The organism is Corynebacterium sp. HMSC068G04, from assembly GCF_001814885.1.
Classification (GTDB): Bacteria; Actinomycetota; Actinomycetes; order Mycobacteriales; family Mycobacteriaceae; genus Corynebacterium; species Corynebacterium hiratae.
On the sequence record NZ_KV818338.1, the window covers coordinates 35358 to 60635 of the forward strand.

A 25278-nucleotide genomic window follows, 5' to 3' on the forward strand; every position below is an offset into this window, starting at 1 on the left:
AGGAATCCTGTCTAGGAATACGGTGGGAATCCCTCCTAAGAGTCGTGAAGGTGATCAAAGACGGTCTGAGCTAGTTTGGGGCCGAATCCCTTCACCTCAGCAATGTCCTCCACGCTTGCTTCCTTGAGCTTCTTTACCGAGCCGAAGTGCTTCACTAGGTCCGTGCGACGCTGCGGCCCCAAGCCCGGGACCGCGTCGAGGACGGAGGAGCGCATCCGCTTTGAACGCTGCTGGCGGTGATAAGAGATAGCTACGCGATGGGCCTCGTCGCGCAGGTGCTGCAGTAGAAACAGCGCCTGCGAATTGCGCGGTAGAATCACCGGTTCGTCATCACCAGGCACCCACACCTCCTCTAGGCGCTTGGCCAGACCGATGAGTGTCACATCGACGATGCCGAGCTCATCAAACACAGCTTGCGCGGCTGCCACCTGCGGCGCGCCGCCATCAACGATGAAGAGCTGAGGCGGATAAGAGCTGCGTTTGGTCTGGCTCGCCGCCTCTTCGCGCACCAACTCCTCAGCGAAGGTGGTGTTCTCTAGCTCTTCGTCAGGCACCGCCCGCTTATCGTCATGGTGATGCTTAAACCGGCGGCGGGTGACTTCGGCGATGGAACCGACATCGTCCGAGCGGCCATCGCCCGCCGCTTCCTTGATGCGATAACGCCGGTAGTCGGACTTACGGGGCAGCCCATCCTCGAAAACCACCAGGGAGGCCACAACATCGGTGCCCTGAATGTGGGAGATATCCGTGCACTCGATGCGCAACGGCGCGGAATCCATGCCCAGTGCTTCCTGCAGCTCCTGGAGTGCGGCGGAGCGCGCAGTGAGGTCGCCAACGCGCTTGAGTTTGTGCTGTTTCAGTTGCTCTTTGGCATTGCGCTCGACGGTCTCCATCAACGCGCGCTTATCCCCTCGCTGCGGAACGCGCAGATCGATCTGGGCGCCACGCAGCTCCTCCAAAACGATCTTGACCTCATCGGCTTCATCGGGCAGTTCCTGGACCAAGATCTCCCGCGGAATAGCGTTTCCACGATGCTCCTCGGCATGGGATTCCTGGTCCACTCCCCTACGCTCCAACTTCGCGTCTTCTTCAGCCTCTAGGCGCTGGCGTTCTGCCGCGTCAGAATAGAACTGAATGAGGAAGTTTTGGATCAAAGCCGGCAGACCAGGATCTGGCTCGCCTTCGCGCACCGCGTCAGTCGTTGCCTGATCTCCGGAACGCTCCACAACCCAGCCGCGCTGCCCGCGGATGCGTCCCGAACGCACATGGAAGATCTGAACTGCAGCTTCCAATTCATCCGAGCTAAACGCAATGAGGTCCGCATCCGTGCCATCAGGCAACACCACTGCCTGCTGCTCCATCAACTTGTCGATGGCACCCAAGTCATCGCGCAGGCGGGCCGCCAACTCAAACTCCAGGTTCTCCGCGGCCTCCTCCATGCGCTGCGTGACCCGCTTGCGAACGGGTGCGGTGTTACCGTTCATGAAGCTGATGAGTTGGTTAACCGTATCGCGATGTTCTTCCGGGCTAACGCGGCCGATGCAGGGGGCATCGCACTTGCCGATATACCCCAGCAAACAGGGCCGCCCCAAGCGCTCGTGGCGGTTGAACACACCCTTGGCGCAGGTACGCATGGGAAAGATGCGAGTGAGAAGATCCAGGGATTCACGCACCGCCCAGGCATGGGAATAGGGACCGAAATAGCGCACGCCTTTGCGGCGTGGGCCCCGGTAGAAAAACGCACGCGGAATGGTCTCCCCAACGGATACCGCGAGCATGGGATAAGTCTTATCATCGCGGTACATCACGTTAAAGCGCGGATCGAAGCGCTTAATCCACGTGTACTCCAGCTGCAGCGCTTCCACCTCGCTGGCCACCACGGTCCATTCCACCGAGGCCGCCGTCAGCACCATCTGGCGAGTGCGCGGGTGTAGTTGAGTGATGTCCTGGAAGTAATTGGATAACCGCGCCCGCAGGTTCTTTGCCTTGCCCACATAGACGACCCGGCGGTTCTCATCACGGAACTTATAAACGCCCGGATCTGTAGGGATGCTTCCGGGCGCGGGACGGTACTGAGAGGGATCAGCCACTAGTCATCCTGCGGCATGTAACGGGCTTCTAGGTCGCGGAAAGAGCGGACATTGGTGATCACGTCGTCCTTATCGCCCGACTGCAGGGCCCAGACCGGCACGTATTCAAAGTCCGGAAGCTCGATGCGCGCCATGCGGGAGCCTTCGGGGAAGGACAAGCCGTAGATGACCTGCCACGGGTAGAAACGGGTTCCCACGATATTGCGGACCTCCACCCCGTCGGAGTTCGCGCGCAGCCGCGGGCGAGTCAGCGCCAGCCAAGACAAAATGGAAATTACCACGCCGACGCCGGGAAAAGCGAACTTATCAATCGTCGTCACCGTCGCACCGGTAAAGGACAGACCCACCGTAAAGCCCATGAAAAGGTGCGCGGCCATAACGAGAATGATCCAGATGATGGCCACCTTGCGCAGGTAGGGAGAGGTAACTTCATACTCCCAGGGCTTGGACGACGTCTGGGCGAAAGGATCCGCGCTGGTATAGGCCAGCATTTGCTCATCGCTCATGCCGCGTCCTGGTCCCCCGGCCGCCATCGACGCAGCCGGCTGCGAAGAGGCGGAGGACTGGTTGGCATGGGCCGACTGTGCCCGCTCTTCGTGCCCGGAAGGCACCTGTGAGTCCGTCATCGAGTTTTCCATCTCCTCATCACTCCGCTGAGGCAGGCCACTCCCCCTGCCGGATACGCCAGGCGGCGTGGTTGCACTTGGCAGCCTACTTTTGGTTTGACTCGTTCAGTGTACGCAACGTGTGCACGGTTTCTAAAGCTGCGTGCATGGCCTCGGCACCTTTATCCTCTTCAGAGTCCGCAAAGCCGGCGCGATCGACGGCTTGCTCGTAGTCGTTGACCGTCAGCACTCCATTGGCCACCGGGGTCGACTCATCGAGCGCGATGCGCGTCAGGCCCTGCGTCACGGAATCGCAGACGTAATCAAAGTGCGGGGTGCCACCACGAACAACGCAGCCCAACGCAACCACGGCATCATGGGTGCGCGCGGCGGCTTGGGCCACGACGGGCAGTTCGAGGGCCCCGACCACGCGCAGGGGCGTGACCGCGGCGCCGGCGGCTTCGGCAGTCTCGAGCGCTCGACGATGCAGCTGATCACAGATCTCTGCGTTCCACGTTGCGGTAACGACGGCGACGCGGATACCTTCCCCGGAGACATTGTTCGGGGTGGGCAGGCCTTCCTTGCTCATAGTGTGCTCCTTGTGCTCAAAGCTTGATACTCAATGCGTGATGGTTAGGGGCGCTGAAGCGCTTCATCCCAACTCTAGGAGTGTTTCTGATCCCATTCGGCTACCTGGGGCAGATCATGCCCCATTCGGTCACGCTTGGTGCGCAGATAGCTGATGTTCTCCGCTGTGGCGGGGGTAGCCAGCGCTGTGCGCGCGGGGGCATCAATGCCGAAGCCTTGCAGCCCCTCGCCCTTGTGCGGGTTATTGGTCAAGAGGTTCACGGACTTCACGCCGACGTCGCGCAGGATTTGTCCGGCCACGGAGTATTCGCGTGCATCCTCCGGCAGGCCCTGCTCCACGTTGGCATCAACGGTATCGAGGCCTTCGTCCTGCAGACGGTAAGCCTTGAGCTTGTTGACCAGGCCAATTCCGCGCCCTTCCTGTCCACGCAGGTAGATGACGATGCCGCGTCCCGCTTCTTGCACCGCACGGAGGGATTCCTGCAGCTGCGGACCGCAATCACAGCGCTGGGAGGAAAAGACGTCACCTGTAAGGCACTCAGAGTGTACGCGAACGGGTACATCCTCGGCACCGGAATAGCTTTCCACGTCACCAACGAAAAGGGCGATGTGCTCGCGCTTGTCGACGTCATTCGAATAACCTACCGCGCGAAACTCGCCGTACTCGGTGGGCAGGCGAGTTTCGACTTGGCGGTGAACCTGCTGTTCGTTGTGGCGACGCCACTCGATGAGCTGCTCGATGGAGATCATCCTCAGCCCGTGGGCGTCGGCAAAGCGGCGCAGCTCCGGGGAGCGCGCCATGTCCGTGGGATCCTCTTCAGAGACGATCTCACAGAGCACGCCAGCTGGGCGAAGGCCTGCCAAGCGAGCCAGATCGATGGCGGCTTCCGTGTGCCCGTCACGTTCGAGCACGCCATTCGGGCGCGCGGCGAGCGGGACCACGTGTCCGGGGCGGGTAAATTCCGAGGGCTTAGAGGAGGGATCGGCCAACCTGCGGATAGTTTCGCAACGTGAGGTGGCAGAGATACCAGTGGAACCATTAGCCAGGTCCACCGTGACGGTGTAGGCGGTCTGCCGTACGTCCTGGTTCACCGCGAACATCGGGGGTAAGTTCAAACGCTCGCAGTCTTCTGGGAGCAGGGGTGCGCAAATGTAGCCGGAGCTATAGCGCACCATAAAGGCCACGAGCTCCGGGGTGGCGAGCTCAGCGGCAAAAATGAGGTCACCTTCGTTCTCGCGGTCCTCATTGTCCACGACGACGACCGCCTTGCCGGCCGCGATGTCCGCGATGGCTTGGTCGACGCTATCTAAACTAAAAGCTGAATCTGCAGCGCTCATAAGGACTTACTCTATCCCTCCGTGCCACTGGCGGAGGCGTTGGGGTGAACCATTTTCTCCACATACTTTGCAACCACGTCTACCTCGAGGTTGACGCGAGCGCCTGGCGCCATCAAACCAAACACGGTATCGCGCAGCGTGGTGGGAATGAGAGAGACTTCGAAATAGCTCTCCGCGTCGGGCTCTCCCTGCCCGTCTGACAAGGCCGATACCGTCAGGGAGGTTCCCTGCACCGCGATGGAACCCTTCTCCACCACGTAGCGCTCCAGCTCGGCCGGCAGGCTAAAGCGCAGCACCTCCCAGTGCTCCGACGGCGTGCGGCTCAGCAAGGTCCCGGTGCCATCGACGTGCCCTTGCACAATGTGGCCACCCAAGCGCGTCGTCGGGAGCACCGCACGCTCGAGGTTGACCGGCGCGCCCACTTCGAGTTCGCCGAGGGAACTCCGGTTCAAAGACTCCTTCATGACATCTGCGGTGAAGGTTCCTTCTCCCAACTCAGCAACGGTCAGGCACACGCCGTTGACCGCGATGGAATCTCCCAGTTGGGCGTCCCCCAGCACGATGGTTGCGGCGATGCCGAGGCGCACGGCATCACCCTGCAGCTCCACGCTATCGACGTGGCCAACTTCTTCAACGAGTCCAGTAAACATAGCCAGCACTCCCCTTCCCTATCTTTTAACCTTTGAGCTTTCTATATTCCACGAGCAGGTCCTCGCCTAGCTCGGTAACCGCCACGCGCTGCCACCTCTCAGCCTGGGCCAGATTCTGGGACAGTGCACGGGTGAGAACTCCTCTGCCCTCGCCGAGAATGACGTTGCCCAGGTAGGCCTGAATACGCTCGATGTAGCCCAACTCCATGAAGCTGGTGGCTAGCCCTGCGCCGCCTTCGACAAGGATGTCTCGCGCGCCGCTGGCGTACAGCTGATCTAGTGCCTCCTGCGGCGTGGAATAGTGCTCGAAGCCTAGCTCGACCAGGTTACTAGCCCCGCCCCGGCTAACATCGCGGGAACCGATGACAACGCGCCGCGGTTGCCGCTCACGCAATGAACCATCGGGGTAGCGCGCGGTCAGCGATGGATTATCCGCTAACGCCGTGGCCGTTCCGATAAGGATGGCATCGCGCTGAGCTCTATCACGATGCACGTGCTCGCGGGCCCGCTCTCCGGTAATCCACTGGCTACTGCCATCCGCGGCAGCGGTGAAACCATCCAGACTCTGTGCAAATTTGAGCGTGACGTGCGGGCGGCCGAGACTCACCGCGCTCAACCACGGTTCGAGCGCATCGTCCACGCCCTCCGCCGGCGCGAGCTGTCCCACCGTGACTCCGGCGCGGCGCAGTGTTGCTGATCCGCCCCCGGCTTGTGGGGTGGGGTCCGGGTGGAGGTAGTACACGGCGGCCACGGAGGCATCGATAAGCGCCTGCGCGCACGGGCCCGTACGACCCGTGTGATTGCAGGGCTCCAAGGTCACCACGGCGGTTCCACCGCGGGCCTTGTCCCCCGCATCGCGCAGCGCCATGACTTCAGCATGCGGCCCGCCCGGGGGCTGGGTGGCGCCGACGCCGGCGACCTGGCCGGCAGCATCGAGAATCACCGCGCCGACCGGCGGGTTCGGACTCGTCGTACCGCGAACCCGCTCGCCGGCCTCCATGGCGACGCGCAATGCTTGCGATAGGACAGCAGAATCGTGGCGTGGAATCACAGCGTGGCCAGTCGGCGCAGCTCCTCGACGGCCGCCGCCTTATCTGCTTGCTTGTAAATGGCCGAACCCGCGACAAAGGCATCACAGCCCGCCTCGGCGGCGGAGCGGATCGTCTCGGCAGAAATACCGCCATCGATTTCGATGAGGACATCGAGGCCACGCTCGTCAATGGCCGCGCGCAAGGTGCGCACCTTATCCAGCTGATCCGGCATGAAGCTCTGACCACCAAAGCCGGGTTCGACAGACATGACGAGAACCTCGTCGAAGTGCTCCAGCGCATCCAGCCAGGGCTCAATCGGGGTGCCCGGCTTGATCGAGAAGCCCGCGCGCACCCCTAGGTCCCGAATCCTGCGGGCCAAGGCGATGGCCGCGTCCTTGTCGGCCACGGCCTCGACGTGGAAGATGATGCAATCAGCGCCCGCCTTGGCGTAGGTTTCCACCCATTTCTCCGGCTCCTCGATCATGAGGTGAACGTCGAGGGTCTGCGAGGTAATCCCGTCCACCGTCGCGGTAATATCCGGGCCGAAGGACAAGTTCGGCACGAAGTGTCCATCCATGATGTCAACGTGGATCCAATCCGCGTTGGCCACTGCTTTGACCTCTTCGCCCAAGCGGGTGAAGTCGGCGGCCAGAATGGATGGGGAGATAATGGGAGCAGACGAGTGTGCAGACATGACACTCAGCCTAGTCCCTCACGCCCCGCTAGTCCGCTACTCGGCGGAGGACGGCGAAAAACATTGCATCTGTGCCGTGACGGTGCGGCCACATCTGGGCAGAGAGCTCGCTGCCGAGATCCCCCATGTCCGGAAGCACGTCGCGCGCATCCAGCTCCTCGACGCGGATCTCTGCCCCAACGCCATGGCGCTCCACGGCAGCGTCCACGATGCCCCGGGTCTCGCGCAGGTCGGGCGAACAGGTGGAGTACACCACGACGCCACCTGGGCGCACGAGGTCCAACGCGGACTCGAGGAGCTCGGTCTGCAGTGTGTTGAGTTCCGCAATATCGGACTCGGCTTTGCGCCAGCGGGCTTCGGGGCGGCGACGGAGTGCACCGAGGCCGGAACAGGGGGCGTCGACAAGCACCCGGTCAAAGCCTGCGTCGAGACCCGGCGCACGACCGTCCGCACGGTGCACGCGGACAGGCAAGTCACCCACCGTCTTTTCCACCAAGGTAGCGCGGTGCGAGGAGACTTCTACGGCATCGACCTCCGCCCCCTCGACGCGAGCGATGGCACCCATCAGGGCGGCCTTGCCACCGGGGCCGGCGCACAGGTCCAACCAGCGTCCGCTGTCCTCGCCAATAAGTTCAGCTTCCGTCACCGCGCGTGCGATGAGCTGGGAGCCTTCGTCTTGCACCGCCGCGAGTTTCTGGCGGACAGGCTCGAGGGAGCCCGGGTCTCCCTGCTCAAGGTAAACCGCATAAGGGGAGTAGCGTCCTTCCTCGCAGCCGGTAATGAGCGCGAGTTCTTCGGCGGATATCTCGCCCGGTCGCGCTACCAGGTGCACGAGGGGCCGCTCAGAGTCTGCCTCGAGTGCGCGCTCCAGCTCCGCTGTTTGCTCGGCGCTGAGCGCGTTATCGTCAGCGGTGTCGAGGAGCCCCAACGCGCGGCCGAAGGAGCGGGCGATCCACTCGGGGTGAGCGTGGCGGAAGGCCAAAGCCGCGACCTCTCCGCTCGGAGCAAGCTTGTCCATCCACTCTTGCGCCGGTGTGCGGGTGATAGTCCGCATGATGCCGTTGGCAAAGCCCTTGGCTTTCTCGTGGCCGGCCGCCTCCACGAGGCGAACGGTGGTATCGACCGCCGCGTGCGCCTCCACTCGGGTGTAGAGCACCTGGTAGGTGCCCAGTCGCAGGGCCGTGAGCACCTCGGGCGCAATGGCGTCGAGCCCGCGCGACGAGCATTCAGCGATGACCGCATCGAGAACGCCCTCGGTGCGCAGCGTGCCATAGGTCAGTTCCGTGACAAAGGCGGCGTCGCGGCCGCTGAGCTTGTTCGCGCTCACGGCCTTCGGCAGCGTGAGGTTGGCAAAAGCGTCATCCACCGCAACCCGCTGCAGTACCTCGAAGGCGACCGCGCGCGGCACGTCCACCCCGCTGCGCCGTGCCGCGGAAATCAGCGACGGGTTCTGGCGATCGTGGTGAGCAGTCTGGCGCTGTCCGCCTCGGCGGTCACGCTGCGCACCGGTGTTCTGATAGCCTCCGCGTCCCTTGTGGTCGCGTCCACCGCGCGAGTTTCCACGCTGTTGGCTGCCCCGCTGCTGCTTTCCCTTCTCTGCGCCTGTCCCCGCGCGCTGCGCCGGGTCACCAGACTTGCTGCGGGACCTAAACCCTCCGGTCATGAGAACTTCACCTCGTCTGTGTCTGTGGAATCCGTGCCGCAAGAGCCTTGGCTAGCAAGACCTCGGCCCCAATCGGCGGCGTTCATCATCTTCTTGCCGGGCGGTTGAATCTTGCCCAAACGTACTGGGGAGCTACCGGTGCCGACCATGACGGCATTCTTGGCCACGTGCACTTCTCCTGGCTGGAGTGCGCGCACTGCGGCAGGCTCTGGCAGCGCCTCGAGTTCGGCGGGTACCACGCTGCTTACAGGCCCTACCTTCAGGCGGGATTCCCCCATTAAGGTCCAGGCTCCCGGCCCCGGGGTATGGGCGCGGATGTGGCGATCAATGACGTCAGCAGGCCGGGTCCAGTCAATGCGGGCGTCGTCGGTCGCAATCTTGTGCGCATAGGTGGCCTCACCTTCCTGCGGCTGCGGCGTAATGCTGCCGTCCTCCAGGCCATTCATAGTCTGGACTAGGAGGTCACCACCCGCGTATGCCAGTCGCGTGAGCAGGTCATCAGCGGTATCGGTGGGCAGGATTGCTTCCTCGATGGTGGCCAGGATGTCCCCGGTATCCAGGCCCTGATCGATGCGGAAGGTCGTGGCGCCAGTGCGCTCGTCGCCGGCCGCAATGGCTGCCTGGACCGGTGCTGCGCCGCGCCACGCTGGAAGCAGGGAGAAGTGCAGGTTGACCCAGCCGTGCGTTGGAAGGCCCAGCAGATCCTCGGTGATCAAGTTTCCGTAGGCCACCACCGGAATAGCCTCCGGAGCAATCTCCGCCAACCGCGCGCGCAGGGCGTCGCCGTCCTCGGTGCCTGGCTTGAGTGTGGTTGGCGTAAGAACCTCGATTCCGTGTTCCTGGGCCAGCGCCTTCACGGGACTGGGGTGCAGGGTGCGCCCGCGGCCGCGGCGGGCATCAGGACGGGTGATGACGGCGGCTATGTCGTGGTGTGAGGCAATGAGTTTCTCCAAAGCCACGACGGCGGGCTCGGGGGTTCCGGCGAAAACGATGCGCACAGTGGGTGCATGCCTTTCTCTCGTAAGGTTGATTGTTGATTAAAGTCTGACGCCTATGCGTTGAACCACTCCGACTGGCGGATGATCTTCATGGATTCCTTTCGCAACTCATCGCTCAGGCGCTTGAGGAACAAAATTCCGTCGAGGTGATCCGTTTCGTGTTGGATGCAGCGTGCCATCAGTCCGGACGCGAGCATAGACACTGGGCGGCCTAGGGGATCGAAGCCTGTAAGGCGTACGGTATTGAACCTTTCGGTGGGCTGGGAAATACCGGGGATGGACAGGCAGCCCTCTGGTCCCAGCTGAGTCTCTTCTCCCACTGCTTCCCACTCGGGGTTGATGATGGCACCGCGCAGGCCGTGCTGATAGTGAGAGCAGTCAAAAACGAAGATGCGCTTGGTCACGCCGATCTGGTTAGCCGCTAGGCCTACTCCCCCGGCGTCTTCCATGGTCTCCAACATGTCCTGAGCTAGACGCTCGAGCGATGGCCCGAATTCGGTGATCTCCTCGGCCCGGGTGCTCAGGACGGGATCGCCATAGAGGCGAACCTCGCGCACGGTCATAGTATGAACTCCTCGTGGTTTGCAGTCTTTCACGGTAAGCAGGGATTGCCATCCGTAGTGCTCCTGCACCGAGAATAGTTCACAGTAAGCAGTGCGTGCCCTCCAGGGGTGGGGTCGGCTGCTCTGTCTATCCGATGTTGATCGGGTCCACGGCGATGCGCAGAGGCAACACGTCCTTGCGCGCGCTGCGCAGCGAATTGGCCGTTCGCAGCGCCTGCCCAAGCTCCGAGCGCGGCCCCAATGGCGTGCGGATCAGCAGGCGCTGGGGCTCGCCGCCGCGTTCGTGGTCATACTCGCCCGGCAAGCTCACCCCGGGCGGCAGCGGGACCGGGCCAAGAAGCTCCGCGTGCTCCGGTAGTTCTGCCAGCTCCAGGAAAGCGTCGAGCGAGGCATCGGCACCGTCGACGGCCGCCATGTGCACCGCGGGCGGGAAGCGTACCTCGCGGCGTGCCTGCAACTCGGCCGCCGCGGCTCCCACCATGTCCCACCGGCTAAAGAAGCCCACGAGCGGGAGCTGCTCATCTGCTGCCACGATCACCGCTCCGCCCTGCGCAGCCGGGGCCACGAGGGTGGCTGCGGCAGCCCATGTGGTCAAGGTATCCTCCGTAGCTCGGAGATCCTGACGGCCCAGCAACGCCCCGGTTTCCACCAGGAGCGCAGCACCATAGTGCCCTCCCTCGGCAACGCGTGGCTCCGCGCCAGGCGTGGCAATCACCAGCGCGGGGCCGGCAGGGACCTCGTCGACGACTGTGGAGCCACCTGATTGGATAACGCGCGTGTTGGGAAAGGCGCGCCCCATCTCCTCGGCGGTGCGCTCGGAGCCCAGCACAATGGCCCGCAGCCGTGGGGAACCACACTCGGAACAGCGGTAATGGGCGTCGACACGCCCGCACCAGCGACACGTGGGAAGCGCGGCGGAATCCTGCGCCCCATCCGCCGCGCCACGGACAGAGGGCAAACCTAGTGGCCCGTTGCAGTGTCGACACCGTGCCGGGGATGAACACTGCCCACAAGCCAGAATTGGGGCGTAGCCCTTGCGCGGGACTTGGACAAGGACGGGTTCACCGCGGTCGAGCGCCGCCCGAGTGGCTTGAAAAGCTGGGCCGCTGACCGACGTCGTCCCGCCCTGCATGTGCCGCGCCAGATTGATACCGAACGCACCCACCGCAACAATATCGGGGCGCGCCGCTTCCAGGGCTTCCGGAGTTGGGAGAAGATCGTGTGCCCATCCCGACTCAACGAGCAGCTGCGCTTCGGCCGTGCGCGCGTGGCCAGCAAGGATAAGGCTGCATTCTTCCTGCGCGGAGCGCGTGCTCAATACCTCTCGCGTGTGGACGTAGGGCTTGAGGTTATCCACCAGGCTATCGTCACCGTCATTGAGGACAACGGCCAGCTTCAGGTTCTTTACTGGGGCGAAGGCCGCGGAGCGCGTGCCGATAACGATGCGTGCCTGCCCCGTCAGTGCGGACAGATAGCGGCGGTAGCGAGCCTGCGGGCCAGTACTGTGCGCGAGCACCGTGATCTGCTTGGCGGAGAGGTGGCGACGAAACGCCGCTTCCAACAGGTCAAGGTCACGCTGATCCGGCACAACCATGAGCACCCCGCCGCCTTGCAGCGCCACGCTAGCGCCCAAGGCCGCAAGCGCGCCAGCCCAATCTGACCCCGGTGCGATCTGCCACGCTGCCCGCGCAATGTTCCCCGTCAGCACCGAATCCACGAAAGACTCGCCATGCTGGTAGCTCGACCACGCAGAGAGATCCGGGTGCTCTGCCGTGCCGAGCTCTTCCCAGGGAGTGGTGATATCCGCTTCTTCGGCCTTGGCATGGCGCGCCGGGATGGCGGTGCGGATGATATCGGAGCGCACGCCGCCGTAGCGGGCTGCAAGGGATTCGATGAGCGCCGCCATGGTCGGTGTGTACACCGCATAGGGGGAAATGACGCGTTCGATATAGCGGAGCGAACCGGAAAAATCAGAATCGCTGCTGCGGGAGAGCAAGATGGCGTCAACCAACCTGCCGTTGAAGCGAATACGCACCCGGACGCCCGGTTGCGCGGCGTCGGAATCCGCCTCCTCAATGAGGTAATCGAAGCCGCGGTCGAGGTGCGCTACCCCTAGCAAGGGCAACACCCGCGCGACCGGTTGCTGGGCGGCGGGTGTCTTCTTGGGCATAGCGCCCGATTCTACAGGCCGGCGGCACGGCGCAGGTCGACGGCCCGCGAGGTGTCCTCCCACGGAAGGTCAACATCGGTGCGACCGAAGTGACCGTAGGCCGCGGTTTGGCGATAGATCGGGCGCTGGAGGTCGAGCTCGCGAATGATGGCGGCCGGGCGCAGATCGAAGACCTTGTCCACTGCGGCCTGGATGTCGGCGTCGCTCAGCCCGCCGTGCGCAGTACCGAAGGTCTCGACGTAGAGGCCAACTGGCTTGGCGCGGCCGATGGCATACGCCACCTGTACCTCGGCGCGGTCGGCAAGCTCGGCGGCCACAATGTTCTTGGCCACCCAGCGCATGGCGTAGGCAGCGGAGCGGTCCACCTTGCTCGGATCCTTACCGGAGAAGGCACCGCCGCCGTGGCGGGCCATGCCACCATAGGTATCCACGATGATCTTGCGGCCGGTCAACCCGGCATCACCCATGGGTCCGCCGAGGATGAAGGAGCCAGAAGGATTGATGAGCAGCTCGGTGTCCTCGGTGTAGTACTTGCCCAAGTCGGCGTCGTTGACGACCCATTCGACGACGTGCGTGCGCAGCTGCTCGGCCAACCACTCCTGGGTGACGTCCGGATCGTGCTGGGTAGAGATGACGATCGTCTCCAGCCGCGTGGGTACATCATTCTCGTCGTAGGCGTAGGTGACCTGGGTCTTGCCATCGGGGCGTAGGGAAGGCACGATGCCCTCCTTGCGCACCTGGGTGAGACGGCGCGATAGATGGTGCGCCGTGGAAATCGGCAAAGGCATAAACTCCGGGGTCTCATTGGTGGCATAGCCAAACATGAGGCCCTGGTCACCCGCACCGTACTGGTCATCGTCTTCGAAGGTGCCGGAACGAACCTCGGTGGAGGCATCCACGCCAGCCCCGATCTCCTGGGACTGCTCACCGATGGCGACGTTGACGCCACAGGTATGGCCGTCGAAACCAACATCGGAGGAGGTAAAGCCAATCTCCACGAGGGTCTTGCGAACGATCTGGGGGATCTCTACATAACCAGTGGTGCGCACCTCGCCGACGACGTGCACCTGCCCCGTCGTCACGAGGGTTTCTACGGCGACGTGGGCGTTGGGGTCTTCTTCGAGGAGGGCGTCAAGAATGGCGTCCGAGATCGCGTCACAAATTTTATCCGGGTGGCCTTCAGTTACGGATTCGCTGGTAAAGAGGCGTACCGCCTGTGCAGCTTTGTCAGTCACAAGTTTTCCTTAAGCTAGTTCTGCGCGTCGTGGGTGGGACAGCGCCTTGCCCACGCCTCGGCTGATAACACCGCCCCATCGTAGACCAAGCGGTCTACAGCTGCAAGAACGACCACTACTTTTTCAGGATTTCATTCACAGCTTCAAGTATCTGCGCGGCCACGACCTGTTTCGAGCCAGGCTCAACCACCACTGGCTCGGCATCACGCCGCAGGATCCACCCAGCGCTTGTGGGCTGGCCAAAGACCTTTCCCTCCCCGACCTCATTGGCCATGAGTACATCGCAGCCCTTCTTTGCGAACTTCCGCTGGGCGTACTCCAGGACAGTCGTCGTCTCATCACCGGTCTCTGCGGCGAAGCCGACGATGATGGCATCGGGGTTGAGGGAGCCACTGTCGCGACGCTCGACGAGGCCCTTGAGGATATCCGGATTTTCCACCAGTTCCAGATGCGCCAAATCAGCGTCCGCGGTACCCTTCTTCATCTTTGAATCAGCCACGGAGGCTGGGCGATAGTCCGCAACGGCCGCGGCCATGATGACGATGTCCGCGTCGGCGGACTCTGCATTCATTGCCTCCTGCATATCGCGGGTTGAGGTCACCCGCACGACCGCGGCACCGGAGGGAACCGGAAGCGCCTCCGTATTACCGGCAACGATGGTGACATCGGCACCCCGCTGTGCGGCAATCTCAGCCAACGCAAAGCCTTGTCGTCCGGACGAGCGGTTGCCAAAGTAGCGCACTGGGTCAAGGTTCTCTTGCGTGCCGCCAGCGGAGATCACGACCTTCCGGCCCTGCCAATCATGGCCCACGCGGTGCCCGGCAATGATGGTGCGAGCAAACTCCGCGATCTGCTCCGGATCCGGTAACCGGCCTGCGCCCGTATCGGTACCGGTCAAGCGGCCGTGGGCGGGCTCCATGACAGTAACTCCGCGACGGCGCAGCGTAGCCACGTTGTCTTGGGTTGCCGGGTTAAGCCACATCTCCGTGTGCATCGCTGGGGCGATAATCACCGGACACGTCGCAACAAGGGCGGATGCGCTGAGAAGATCGTCGGCGCGACCACCAGCCAAACGCGCGATCAGGTCCGCGGTTGCCGGGGCAATAACGATGGCGTCCGCTTGCTGGCCTAGGGAGACGTGCTGGACTTCATCCACCGCATCAAAGACCGTGGTCGACACCGGATGCCCCGACAAGGCCTCAAAGGTCGCTGCCCCAACGAAGTTCAGCGCAGCCTCGGTAGGAATCACGCGAACATCATCGCCATGCTCAGTGAAATCGCGGATAAGATGGCACGCCTTGTAGGCGGCAATTCCTCCCGCCACTCCGATGAGGATGCGCCGCCGTTGAGCCGACCCCGCCCCTGCGGACTCTGGATGATTCACGGCGCTACTTTCTTGAGCTTCTTGGAAATGCTGTACGTCCTTCACTCGGACGATGTTACCCAAGACGCACTGAACCCACCCAGTATCTTGGCAGACACGTGGGTGGGTTCAGTTCAGAATGTGCTGTAGGCAGCGACCGGCACGGAAAAGCTTAGTTGCCTTCCTCGTGGTCCAGCAGGCCGGCTTCGATTTCGCGCAAAGCGATGGACAGCGGCTTCTCCCCCGGTTCCGGGGTCACCAGCGGTCCGACAAACTCGAAGACGCCTTCATCCTGTTCTTGGTAGTAGCTGTTGATCTGGCGTGCGCGCTTAGCGGCAAAGATCACCAGAGCGTACTTGGACGAGACCTTGCCCAGCAGCTCATCGATCGGCGGATCGGTAATGCCCGTCGGCGGATCGAATACTGGTTCCGGCTTAACGGCCTCAGAATTAGCAGGTGTGGTCACGTTGGTCACATGCACCTTTACTGTTGGTAGATGGTCAAAATCGTGGTCTATCCACGCAGGATAGCACTAATAGCGGCAACGGCCTCATCGAGATCTTCATTGACAACGATGTGGTCGAACTCCTTTTGCGCGGCAAGCTCCGACTCTGCGGTCTGCAACCGGCGGTCGATGACATCCTGCGGCTCGGTCCCACGCCCTGTCAGGCGCTCGACCAAAACTTCCCAGGATGGTGGGGCGAGAAACACGGTTTCCGCCTCCGGCATCGCCGCCTTCACGTTGCGGGCGCCTGCAAGATCAACCTCTACCAACACCGGGCGTCCAGCCGTCATCGCTTCTTGGACCGGCTGAGCGGGTGTCCCGGAACGCTGCAAACCGCCGTGGATCTCTGCCCATTCGAGCATGTCACCGGCGTCGATATGCTCTTGAAAGGTCTCTGGTGAGACGAAGAAGTAGTCCACCCCATCAGTCTCTCCGGGACGGGGCTGGCGCGTCGTCATGGAGACGCTGAAGTAGAGGTTGTCGACATCGTCGCGCAGGCGCGAAACCACCGTGGATTTGCCCACAGCGGACGGCCCGGCCAGAACGACCAGGCGCCCGCGTGCAGTTTCGTCAGCCATTGCGCTAATTACTCGCCGTAGCCGAAACGCTCGAGCAGGGCGCGGCGCTGACGGTCACCCAGGCCACGCAGACGGCGGGTCTGAGCAATCTCCAGGTCCTCCATGATTTCCTTAGCCTTGACCTTGCCAACCTTCGGCAGGGCCTCGAGGAGAGCGGAGACCTTGGTCTTGCCGATGATCTCATCGGTCTCGGCCTTCTCCAGAACTTCCTGCAGGTTGGTCTCGCCACGCTTCAGCGCAGCCTTGAGCTCAGCGCGAGCCTTGCGGGCCTCGGCGGCCTTTGCGAGAGCTTCTTTGCGCTGCTCATCTGTCAACTTGGGAAGGGCCACGGGTTTCCTCCGATTTCATTAGTTCGAACATTGTCTTCTGATGGCTAGCACCAGAATCTCGGCTCACGGTGGGAAGGTTTCCCCAGCGCGGGATAGCTTTTGCTACCTCCACGAACCGACTTCTGGCAATCCTAGCACTGGTCTGTACGCGATGACGCAACGCGGCCCCCTTCTTTTAAAGGTTCCCGCACGTCAACGCACATGCCTTAAACAAAATACCAGGTAAACGGCGCGCCCGTTAATCCAGCACGCCGCCACCTGGTCTGAGTATTAATCCCGGAACTCCGCCGCGGTATCCACTACGGCTTTCCGCAGGTCAGAGACACTCGGCCCCTGCGAAAGAATGGCCCGGGAAACGTTGGCAAAGCCGAGCTCGGGCGCCGCTGCGGTGAGTTCCCTTACATCGGCGGGCGTAGCGCCCTGGGCGCCCACACCCGGCAGCAGCACCGGACCGTTTAATTGGTCTAGTGCAGGCGGAGCCTCCAACGTCGCGCCCACGACAACACCAAGGGCACCCACGGTGGTGTCTGGCCCAGCCGCAGAGGCGTTGCGCTGTGCAAGCTCATCGACGACGCGCTGCGCAACGCTGCGGCCGTCGACACTCAACGACTGCAACGCCACGGCCTCCGGATTGGAGGTCGCCGCAAGAACAAAGACACCTCGTCCAGTTTCCTCCGCTAGGTCGAAGACTGGACTCAAAGCACCCACACCGAGGTAGGGCGAGACCGTCACAGCATCGGAACGCAGCGGCGAGTCCTCCCCCAACCAGGCTTGTGCGTAGCCCGCCATGGTGGAACCGATGTCTCCGCGCTTCGCGTCCGCTAGGCTCAGACAGCCCTGCTCGCGGAGCCCCGCGAGGGCCTCCTCAAGAACTGCGAAGCCGCGCGAACCGAAACGCTCAAAGAAAGCCACCTGTGGCTTCACCACCGCGGCGGTCTCGCCGAAGGCCTCTACACAGCGCAGCGTAAACGTGCGCAGACCATCCACATCAACCGACAGGCCCCAGGCTTCGAGCAGATGCGGGTGCGGGTCGATGCCTACGCACAGGCGCCCGCGCTCCGCACCAGCTGCTACGAGGCGCTCACCAAAAGACGGCAACTTCCTAGTTGGCTGGGTCATGCTCAAGCTCCTGCAGCGCGCGCACCTTGAGATCCCCGCGACGCAGAGCCTCAATACCCTGCACGGCGGCGGTCACGCCCTGGACGGTCGTCACCAACGGAATGCCCACGGATACCGCAGCAGCGCGGATGTCATAGCCGTCGTGGCGGGCACCGGCGGAGCCTGCCGGGGTGTTAAGGATGAGATCAACCTTTCCAGCAAGAATCTGGTCCACGATGGACTCCTCGCCCTCCGTGGCCTCCGATACCTTCCGGGCGACCTCGCACTCGACACCGTTGCGGCGCAGCATTTGCGCGGTCCCAGCGGTAGCCACGATGGTGTAACCCATGTAGGCCAGGCGCTGAATCGGGAAGATGAGCGTGCGCTTATCGCGGTTGGCTACGGAGACAAACACGGTTCCCTCAGTGGGCAGCTCGCCGAAGGCGGCCATCTCACCCTTGGCGTAGGCGGCGCCGAAGTTATCGGCCAAGCCCATCACCTCACCGGTGGACTTCATCTCCGGGGACAGCAAAGTATCCAGCAGCTGGCCATCGGGGCGACGGAAGCGGTTAAACGGCAGCACGGCTTCTTTGACCGCAATCGGGTGCTCCAGCGGCAGGGAACCACCGTCGTAGGTAGACGGGATGATGCCCTCCTCGCGCAGCTCGGCGATGGATGCCCCCAGCATGACACGCGCGGCGGCCTTGGCCAGCGGGACGCCGGTGGCCTTGGAGACGAAAGGCACGGTGCGGGAGGCACGCGGGTTGGCTTCGATGACGTAGAGGGTGTCATCCTTCAAGGCGTACTGAACGTTCATCAAGCCCTTGACGCCGATGCCATGCGCTAGGCGACGCGTCGACTCCCGCACCTTCTCAATATCCTCCGGGCCCAGCGTCATCGGCGGCAGGGCGCAGGAAGAGTCACCGGAGTGAATACCGGCCTCCTCGATGTGCTCCATCACGCCGCCGAGGTAGACCTCCTCGCCGTCGCACAGCGCGTCGACGTCAATCTCGATGGCGTTATCCAGGAAGCGGTCGACGAGGACCGGGTGGTCCGAGGTGATCTCGGTAGCGCGCTCGATGTAGTTGCGCAGCGAATCTTCGTCGTAGACGATCTCCATGCCGCGGCCACCCAGCACGTAGGACGGGCGGACCAATACCGGGTAGCCGATATTCGAGGCGACCTGGCGGGCCTCCTCGAAGGAGGTAGCGGTGCCGAAGGCCGGTGCGGGCAGCTCGGCTTCGGCGAGCACCTTGCCGAATTCACCGCGGTCCTCGGCCAAGTCGATGGCAGCGGCCGAGGTTCCCACGACCGGAACTCCGGCAGCGGTCAGGCGCTCAGCCAGGCCCAGCGGGGTTTGGCCACCCAGCTGGACGATGACGCCGGCAACCTCACCGCACGCGGCCTCCGCGTGGTAGACCTCCATGACGTCCTCGAAAGTCAGCGGCTCGAAGTAGAGGCGGTCTGCCGTGTCATAGTCAGTCGACACCGTCTCCGGGTTGCAGTTGACCATGACCGTCTCGTAGCCCTCGCGGGAAAGCTCCAGGGCGGCATGCACGCAGGAGTAGTCAAACTCGATACCCTGACCGATGCGGTTCGGGCCAGAGCCCAGGATGATGACCTTGCCCTTAGTCTTCTCCTCGCTTGCGCGGACCTCGGACTCAGCGTTCGGATCCAGCTCATAAGTGCTGTAGTGGTACGGGGTCTGCGCCTCGAACTCACCAGCGCAAGTATCGACGGTCTTGTACACCGGGCGAATACCCAAGGACCAGCGCAGGGAGCGCACGCCATCCTCGCCAGCGAACTCTGGGCGAAGAGCCGCGATCTGGGCATCGGACAGGCCGAAGACCTTGGCGCGGCGCAGCAAATCAGCGTCCAGAACCGGCGCACTCACGAGCTCCTCGCGGAACTGGACCAGCGCCTCCAACTCAGCGAGGAACCACGGGTCCAGGTGAGAGTGCTCGTGCAGCTGCTCAATGGTAGCGCCGAGGCGCAGGGCCAGCTCGACGTCGTACATGCGGCCCTCTGTCGGGCGCTCCAGGTCCTTGAGAACGGCCTCGAGATCCGTAGCGCGCTCCCCGGCCAAGTACTCATCTGGCTGGGTCCAGAAACCTGCGGGCTTGGACTCCAGGGAACGCATGACCTTATTCAGGCCGGAAATGTAGTTGCGGCCGATACCCATGGCCTCGCCCACAGACTTCATGGTGGTGGTCAGGGTGTCATCGGCGCCCGGGAACTTCTCAAAGGCAAAGCGCGGAGCCTTGACGATGACATAGTCCAGAGTCGGCTCGAATGCAGCCGGGGTCACACCGGTGATGTCGTTGCGTACCTCATCCAAAGTGTAGCCAATGGCCAGCTTGGCGGCCAGCTTGGCAATCGGGAAACCGGTGGCCTTGGAGGCCAGCGCCGAGGAGCGGGACACGCGCGGGTTCATCTCAATGGTGATGATGCGGCCATCATCCGGGTTCACTGCGAACTGGATGTTGCAGCCGCCGGTGTCGACGCCCACCTCGCGAATGATGGCGATACCCTGGTCGCGCATCTTCTGGTACTCGCGATCCGTCAGAGTCAGGGCCGGCGCCACGGTGACGGAGTCACCGGTGTGGACGCCGAGGGCGTCGACGTTCTCGATGGACGCGATGACCACCACGTTATCGTCACCATCGCGCATGAGCTCGAGCTCGAATTCCTTCCAGCCCAGGATGGACTCCTCGATGAGGACGTTCGCCTCTGGGGATGCAGCCAAGCCGCCGCCGGCAATGCGCTCAAGGTCCTCCTCGTTGAAGGCCAGGCCCGAACCGAGGCCGCCCATGGTAAACGACGGGCGAACGACAACCGGCAGGCCGAGCTCGGCGACGGTCTCGTGGACCTCCTCCATCGTGTGGCAGACGCGGGAGCGCGCGGATTCGCCGCCGATGGAGGCGACAATATCCTTGAACTTCTGGCGGTCCTCGCCGCGCTCAATCGCATCGATATCGGCACCGATGAGCTCGATATCGTACTTCTTCAGGATACCCAGGCGGTCCAGCTGCACCGCGGCGTTCAGAGCGGTCTGGCCGCCCAGGGTTGCCAGCACGGCGTCGATGGGGTTGCCCTCTTCCTTTTCCTTCTGGAAGATCTTCTCGATGAACTCGGGCTCGATGGGCTCCACGTAGGTGTGGTCGGCGAACTCCGGGTCCGTCATGATCGTTGCCGGGTTGGAGTTGACCAGCGTAACGCGCAGGCCTTCCTCCTTGAGCACGCGGCAGGCCTGGGTACCGGAGTAGTCGAACTCGCAGGCCTGGCCAATAACAATCGGACCGGAGCCGATAACCAGGACGTGATTGATGTCGTTGCGCTTTGGCATGTGTTTCTTCTTCCTTTTCCTGGTTGCGTTCTACTTGTTCGGGGACTTTTCAGTCATGAGCTCGATGAACTGGTCAAAGAGCGGGTTAGCATCGTGCGGGCCAGCCGCGGACTCTGGGTGGTACTGCACGGAGTACGCCATGCCATCCTTGAGCGCAACACCTTCAATGGTGTTGTCGTTGAGGCAGGTGTGGGACACCACTGCCGGGCCGAAGTCGGTATCGAATTCCTCACCGGCCGGGTCTTCCTTGCCCGAGGGGCTGGCCAGGGCGAAACCGTGGTTCTGAGAGGTGATGTCGATCTTTCCGGTCAGTTGGTTGCGCACCGGCACGTTGATGCCGCGGTGGCCGAACTTCAGCTTGTAGGTATCCATGCCCAGCGCACGGCCGAGGATTTGATTGCCGAAGCAGATGCCGAAGAACGGGTACTTGGCGGCGAGGATGTCTCGGACAATGCCAACCATGGTGTCCGCAGTAGCCGGGTCGCCCGGGCCGTTGGAGACAAACACACCATCCGGCTTGTACTGCTTGATCTCCTCGAACGGGGTGTTGGCGGGAACCACGATGGTCTCGATGCCGCGCTCGGCGAAGTTCTTCGGTGTGGCGGTCTTGACTCCCATGTCGTAGGCCACGACGGTGAAGCGCTTCTCCCCTACGGCCGGGAAGGTATAAACCTCATCAGTCGAGACCTCTGCCGACAGGTCGAGTCCGGCCATGGAGGGCTGGTTCTTCACCTCAGCGATGAGCTCCTCGACGTCCCGCTCAGCATCGGCACCGGAGAAAATACCGGCCTTGATGGAGCCGTGGTTGCGCAGGTGGCGCACCAAGGTGCGGGTATCGATGCCGCTGATACCAATGATTCCCTGCTTTTCCATCTCCTCCGGCAGTGAGCGCTCGGCGCGCCAGTTGGAGACGCGGCGGGCAAGGTCGCGGATGACCAGACCGGCGACCCAGATCTTGTCGCCGTGGGACTCATTGTCCTCATCATTCCAGCCTGTATTGCCAATCTGCGGCGCGGAGGCCACGACGATCTGGCGGTGGTACGACGGATCCGTCATGGTCTCCTGGTAGCCCGTCATGGCGGTAGTAAAGACGGCCTCGCCCAGGGTCGTACCCGTGGCGCCAAAGCCAAAGCCACGGAAGGTGCGGCCATCAGCGAGGACCAGGATGGCGGGGGTGGTGGTAGTGGAAGTCACTGTGTGTTGAACCTTTCAGTGAATTTTCTCGGTGAAGGGTGATTGTGTTGGGGACGTGCGTTGGTGTGCGTTGACTGCTTAAGTGGTGAGCAACTCTGATTGTCGATTATCCCGATTACTCGGCCGCCTCGCTGGCGCTTTCAGCCGCTAGGTCGTAGGTCACCGCACCGCGCAGGATGGTGTAGGCCACGCGTGCGCCGAATTCCTCCCCCTCGTACGGGTTGTTCTCCGACTTCGATGCCAGGCGCGTGGAATCGGATACCCACTGGTGTTCCGGATCAACGATGGTGAGGTTCGCTGGCTCTCCCACGGCAATCGGGCGGCCATGGCCGGGCAGGCGGGTGATCTCTGCCGGGCGTTCCGACATGACGCGGGCGACGAAGCGCCAGTCGGCCAGGCCGGTGGCAACGAAGAGCTTGGCGATGACCGCCAGGGAGGACTCCAGGCCCAGCATGCCCGGCTTGGCGTGCTCGAACTCGACGCACTTGTCTTCGCTGCCGTGCGGAGCGTGGTCGGTCGCCACGACGTCGATTAGCCCGTCGAGCAATGCCTGGCGCAGGGCCAGGGTGTCAGATTCCTCGCGCAACGGTGGGTTGACGCGGTAGACGCCGTCGTAGGTCACCAGCTTGTCATCGGTCAACAGCAGGTGGTGCGGGGTCACCTCGGCGGTCAGCGGTATGCCCTGTTCCTTGGCCCACTTGAGCAGCTCGACGGTGCCCTTGGTCGAGGCATGGCAGATGTGCATACGGTTGCCGTAGTCACGCGCGAGCAGTGCATCGCGGGCGACGATGGATTCCTCGGCGACGCGCGGCCAGCCGCGCAGGCCGAGGCGGGCGGCAACCTCGCCCTCATGGGCGCTCGCGCCTTCGGTCATGCGGTGATCTTCTGCGTGCTGGGCCAGCAGGACGTCAAGGCCCTTCGCGTACTCCAAGGCACGGCGCATGAGCTGCGGGTCCTGGACGCACTTGCCGTCATCAGAGAACATGCGCACCTTGGCGTCCGAGCGGGCCATCATGCCGAACTCGGTCAGAGTCTTGCCCTCGAGGCCCTTCGTGATGGAGCCAACCGGGTGGACATCGCACAGGCCGCGTGCCTGCCCCTTGGCCCAGACGGACTCGGCGATGATCGGCTGGTCCGTCACCGGGGACGTGTTAGCCATGGTGAACACGGCGGTGAAGCCACCCTTGGCGGCAGCCCGCGAACCGGTTTCGATGGTCTCGGTGTCCTCGCGGCCCGGCTCACGCAAGTGAACGTGCATGTCCACCAGCCCTGGCAGCAGCACGTTGCCGCCGCCATCAATGGTGCGGTCCACGCCTTCCGCCGGGGCTATATCGGCAGCGCCGATGGCTTCGATGACGCCATCCTTGATCAGGATGCTGGTGGGCTCACCCTCACCATAGGGGCGAACGTTGGTGATGAGCAGAGTACCGGCCGCGGGAGTAGAGAGCACGCCGGTGTCTGGATAAGTAGTCATGGATTCTTCAGCTCTCCTCGTTGCTAAGTGGGACATCTCGATTTAGATACCGGCGTTCTCGCCGTTGGTGAGCAGCGTAAACAAGGCGGCCATGCGCACGTGGACACCGTTGTTAACCTGCTGGAGGACCGCGGTGTTGTCATAGTCAGCCACGGCGTAGTTGATCTCCATGCCGCGGACCATGGGGCCTGGGTGCATGATGATGGCGTCCTTCTTCATGGCCGCTGCGCGGTCCTTGGACAGCCCGTAGAGAGTGGCGTACTCGCGGTGCGAGGGGAAGAAACCGCCGTTCATGCGCTCTGCTTGCACGCGCAACATCATGACGACGTCTGCCTTGGCAACCTCTGCATCGAAATCGTGGGAGACGCGCACCGGCCAGGTGTCGACGCCGAAAGGCAGCAGCGTCGGCGGGGCGACGAGCGTGACTTCAGCACCCAGCGTGGAGAGCAGGTCCACGTTGGAGCGCACCACGCGAGAATGCAGGCAGTCACCGACGATAGCCACGTTTAGACCTTCAAAACCGGTGCCGGCTGCCGAGCGATCCGCGCCCAGGTGCAGGCGCTGGCGCATCGTGACGGCGTCGAGAAGCGCCTGCGTGGGGTGCTGGTGGGAGCCATCGCCGGCGTTAATCACGCTCGGGCCCTGGCCGCCGGGCGCTACCCAGCTAGCTAGCTGCTGTGCCGCACCGGAGGAAGGATGGCGCATGATGATGGCGTCCGCCCCGATGGACGCCAAGGTCAACCCGGTGTCCTTGAGGGACTCGCCCTTCTTGACCGAGGACGTCGAAGCGGAGAGGTTAATGACATCCGCCGACATCCACTTGCCCGCCGTCTCGAAAGAGGAACGAGTGCGCGTGGAATTCTCGTAGAACAAGGTGAAAACGGTGCGCCCGCGCAGCGTGGGCAACTTCTTGACCTCGCGGCCTTCCAGGGCCTCTCGGAAGCGGTCGGCCTCATCCATCAGACCGAGAATCTCCTCGGCGCTGTGGTCGGCGATGTTAATGAGGTGCTTCATTTATGCCTCCTTGCCGGGCTGTGCAGTGAAGCGGGTGAGAACGACGGCATCGCGCCCATCAATGTCGGCGTTGTACACGGTGACATCCTCATCCCGCGCGGTGGGGATGTTTTTGCCCACGTAGTCGGCGCGGATCGGTACTTGGCGGTGCCCGCGGTCCACGAGGACGGCGAGCTGGATGATGTCGGGGCGGCCGATGTCCGCGAGGGCATCGAGGGCGGCACGGATGGTGCGGCCGGAGTAAAGGACGTCGTCGACAAGAATGACGGTGGCGCCATCGATCCCGCCGTCAGGCACCGTCGTGGGCTGCAAGGCACGGTGCGGGCGGGCATATAAATCGTCTCGGTACAAAGTGATGTCGAGGGAGCCCCAGGGAATCTCCACCCCGGAGAATTCCTCAATCTTTTCGGCAAGGCGCTGCGCCAAAGGCACGCCACCAGAGGGAATGCCTAAGAGCAGGACTCGAGAAGAATCACTCGAATCTAGCGCCGTCTTTTCAATGATCTGGTGCGCGATGCGTGCGACAGTACGCGCGACGTCTGAGGAGCTCAGCAGCTCGTTGGACTCCGCGTGGGTGCCGGATTCACTCATCGTGACCTCCTTCCCCGCCTCACGGTGCGGTCTTTAAAGGATGTCGGACAATGGTTCAGTGGACTTGTCTATGCTTGAAAGCCAGCACTAACCATAGCACTCTTCACGCGTGCTTGGTACGCCCTCGCACCCCCGAATCTCCTGAGGCAGGTCTATAGACA

The 25278-nt window shown here is 63.0% G+C and carries 22 protein-coding genes; all 22 read right to left on the reverse strand.

From position 1 onward, the window contains the following. Positions 1 to 35: 35 nt before the first annotated feature. Positions 36 to 2090 (reverse strand): excinuclease ABC subunit UvrC, encoded by a 2055-nt coding sequence (gene uvrC, locus HMPREF2993_RS08440; protein WP_070511746.1) that lies wholly within the window; start codon positions 2088 to 2090, stop codon positions 36 to 38. After that, positions 2090 to 2716 (reverse strand): PH domain-containing protein, encoded by a 627-nt coding sequence (locus tag HMPREF2993_RS08445; RefSeq protein WP_046649098.1) that lies wholly within the window; start codon positions 2714 to 2716, stop codon positions 2090 to 2092. Before HMPREF2993_RS08445 ends, uvrC begins: the two co-directional genes overlap by 1 nt. Positions 2717 to 2801: 85 nt before the next feature. Then, positions 2802 to 3284 carry a 6,7-dimethyl-8-ribityllumazine synthase gene (gene ribH / locus HMPREF2993_RS08450; RefSeq protein WP_046649097.1) on the reverse strand — a complete coding sequence of 161 codons (483 nt, stop codon included), beginning with the start codon at positions 3282 to 3284 and terminating at the stop codon, positions 2802 to 2804. Positions 3285 to 3358: 74 nt separating this feature from the next. Further along, on the reverse strand, positions 3359 to 4621 hold the full coding sequence (locus HMPREF2993_RS08455) for a bifunctional 3,4-dihydroxy-2-butanone-4-phosphate synthase/GTP cyclohydrolase II (RefSeq protein WP_070701917.1): 1263 nt from the start codon (positions 4619 to 4621) through the stop codon (positions 3359 to 3361). 11 nt (positions 4622 to 4632) lie between these two features. Continuing rightward, complete coding sequence (locus tag HMPREF2993_RS08460; protein WP_070702081.1) at positions 4633 to 5271, reverse strand: riboflavin synthase; 639 nt, start codon at positions 5269 to 5271, stop codon at positions 4633 to 4635. Between the two features lie 25 nt (positions 5272 to 5296). Then, entirely contained in the window at positions 5297 to 6322 is a 1026-nt protein-coding gene (gene ribD / locus HMPREF2993_RS08465) for a bifunctional diaminohydroxyphosphoribosylaminopyrimidine deaminase/5-amino-6-(5-phosphoribosylamino)uracil reductase RibD (protein WP_083306514.1), read from the reverse strand. Continuing rightward, the gene (rpe, locus tag HMPREF2993_RS08470) at positions 6319 to 6996 is read right to left on the reverse strand and encodes a ribulose-phosphate 3-epimerase (RefSeq protein ID WP_070701919.1); all 678 of its coding nucleotides are present in this window, start codon (positions 6994 to 6996) and stop codon (positions 6319 to 6321) included. Before rpe ends, ribD begins: the two co-directional genes overlap by 4 nt. A gap of 28 nt (positions 6997 to 7024) precedes the next feature. Next, complete coding sequence (locus HMPREF2993_RS08475; protein WP_070701921.1) at positions 7025 to 8659, reverse strand: RsmB/NOP family class I SAM-dependent RNA methyltransferase; 1635 nt, start codon at positions 8657 to 8659, stop codon at positions 7025 to 7027. Then, on the reverse strand, positions 8656 to 9657 hold the full coding sequence (fmt, locus tag HMPREF2993_RS08480) for a methionyl-tRNA formyltransferase (protein WP_049157471.1): 1002 nt from the start codon (positions 9655 to 9657) through the stop codon (positions 8656 to 8658). Before fmt ends, HMPREF2993_RS08475 begins: the two co-directional genes overlap by 4 nt. A 53-nt stretch (positions 9658 to 9710) precedes the next feature. Next, positions 9711 to 10220 (reverse strand): peptide deformylase, encoded by a 510-nt coding sequence (def, locus tag HMPREF2993_RS08485; RefSeq protein ID WP_049157473.1) that lies wholly within the window; start codon positions 10218 to 10220, stop codon positions 9711 to 9713. Between the two features lie 127 nt (positions 10221 to 10347). Next, positions 10348 to 12390, reverse strand: a complete 2043-nt coding sequence (locus tag HMPREF2993_RS08490; RefSeq protein WP_049157475.1) for a primosomal protein N' — start codon at positions 12388 to 12390, stop codon at positions 10348 to 10350. A gap of 11 nt (positions 12391 to 12401) precedes the next feature. After that, complete coding sequence (metK, locus tag HMPREF2993_RS08495) at positions 12402 to 13625, reverse strand: methionine adenosyltransferase (RefSeq protein ID WP_070516585.1); 1224 nt, start codon at positions 13623 to 13625, stop codon at positions 12402 to 12404. 115 nt (positions 13626 to 13740) lie between these two features. Next, positions 13741 to 15009 carry a bifunctional phosphopantothenoylcysteine decarboxylase/phosphopantothenate--cysteine ligase CoaBC gene (gene coaBC, locus HMPREF2993_RS08500; protein ID WP_046649091.1) on the reverse strand — a complete coding sequence of 423 codons (1269 nt, stop codon included), beginning with the start codon at positions 15007 to 15009 and terminating at the stop codon, positions 13741 to 13743. Between the two features lie 151 nt (positions 15010 to 15160). Next, on the reverse strand, positions 15161 to 15463 hold the full coding sequence (gene rpoZ / locus HMPREF2993_RS08505; RefSeq protein WP_046649090.1) for a DNA-directed RNA polymerase subunit omega: 303 nt from the start codon (positions 15461 to 15463) through the stop codon (positions 15161 to 15163). A 38-nt stretch (positions 15464 to 15501) separates the two neighbouring features. After that, a complete protein-coding gene (gene gmk, locus HMPREF2993_RS08510) occupies positions 15502 to 16071 on the reverse strand; it encodes a guanylate kinase (protein WP_046649089.1) in 570 nt (189 codons plus the stop codon). A gap of 8 nt (positions 16072 to 16079) precedes the next feature. Continuing rightward, a complete protein-coding gene (gene mihF, locus HMPREF2993_RS08515; RefSeq protein ID WP_010186801.1) occupies positions 16080 to 16400 on the reverse strand; it encodes an integration host factor, actinobacterial type in 321 nt (106 codons plus the stop codon). Between the two features lie 270 nt (positions 16401 to 16670). Next, a complete protein-coding gene (gene pyrF, locus HMPREF2993_RS08520) occupies positions 16671 to 17519 on the reverse strand; it encodes an orotidine-5'-phosphate decarboxylase (RefSeq protein WP_046649088.1) in 849 nt (282 codons plus the stop codon). Beyond that, the gene (carB, locus tag HMPREF2993_RS08525; RefSeq protein WP_070701923.1) at positions 17503 to 20844 is read right to left on the reverse strand and encodes a carbamoyl-phosphate synthase large subunit; all 3342 of its coding nucleotides are present in this window, start codon (positions 20842 to 20844) and stop codon (positions 17503 to 17505) included. The genes pyrF and carB overlap by 17 nt, the downstream gene beginning before the upstream one ends. A 30-nt stretch (positions 20845 to 20874) precedes the next feature. After that, positions 20875 to 22038, reverse strand: a complete 1164-nt coding sequence (gene carA, locus HMPREF2993_RS08530; protein WP_070701925.1) for a glutamine-hydrolyzing carbamoyl-phosphate synthase small subunit — start codon at positions 22036 to 22038, stop codon at positions 20875 to 20877. 115 nt (positions 22039 to 22153) lie between these two features. Further along, the gene (locus HMPREF2993_RS08535) at positions 22154 to 23512 is read right to left on the reverse strand and encodes a dihydroorotase (RefSeq protein WP_070701927.1); all 1359 of its coding nucleotides are present in this window, start codon (positions 23510 to 23512) and stop codon (positions 22154 to 22156) included. Positions 23513 to 23554: 42 nt separating this feature from the next. Continuing rightward, entirely contained in the window at positions 23555 to 24526 is a 972-nt protein-coding gene (locus HMPREF2993_RS08540; protein ID WP_046649085.1) for an aspartate carbamoyltransferase catalytic subunit, read from the reverse strand. Then, positions 24527 to 25117, reverse strand: coding sequence for a bifunctional pyr operon transcriptional regulator/uracil phosphoribosyltransferase PyrR (gene pyrR, locus HMPREF2993_RS08545; protein WP_046649084.1), 591 nt, complete (start codon positions 25115 to 25117; stop codon positions 24527 to 24529). It abuts the gene before it with no gap. Positions 25118 to 25278: the final 161 nt, after the last annotated feature.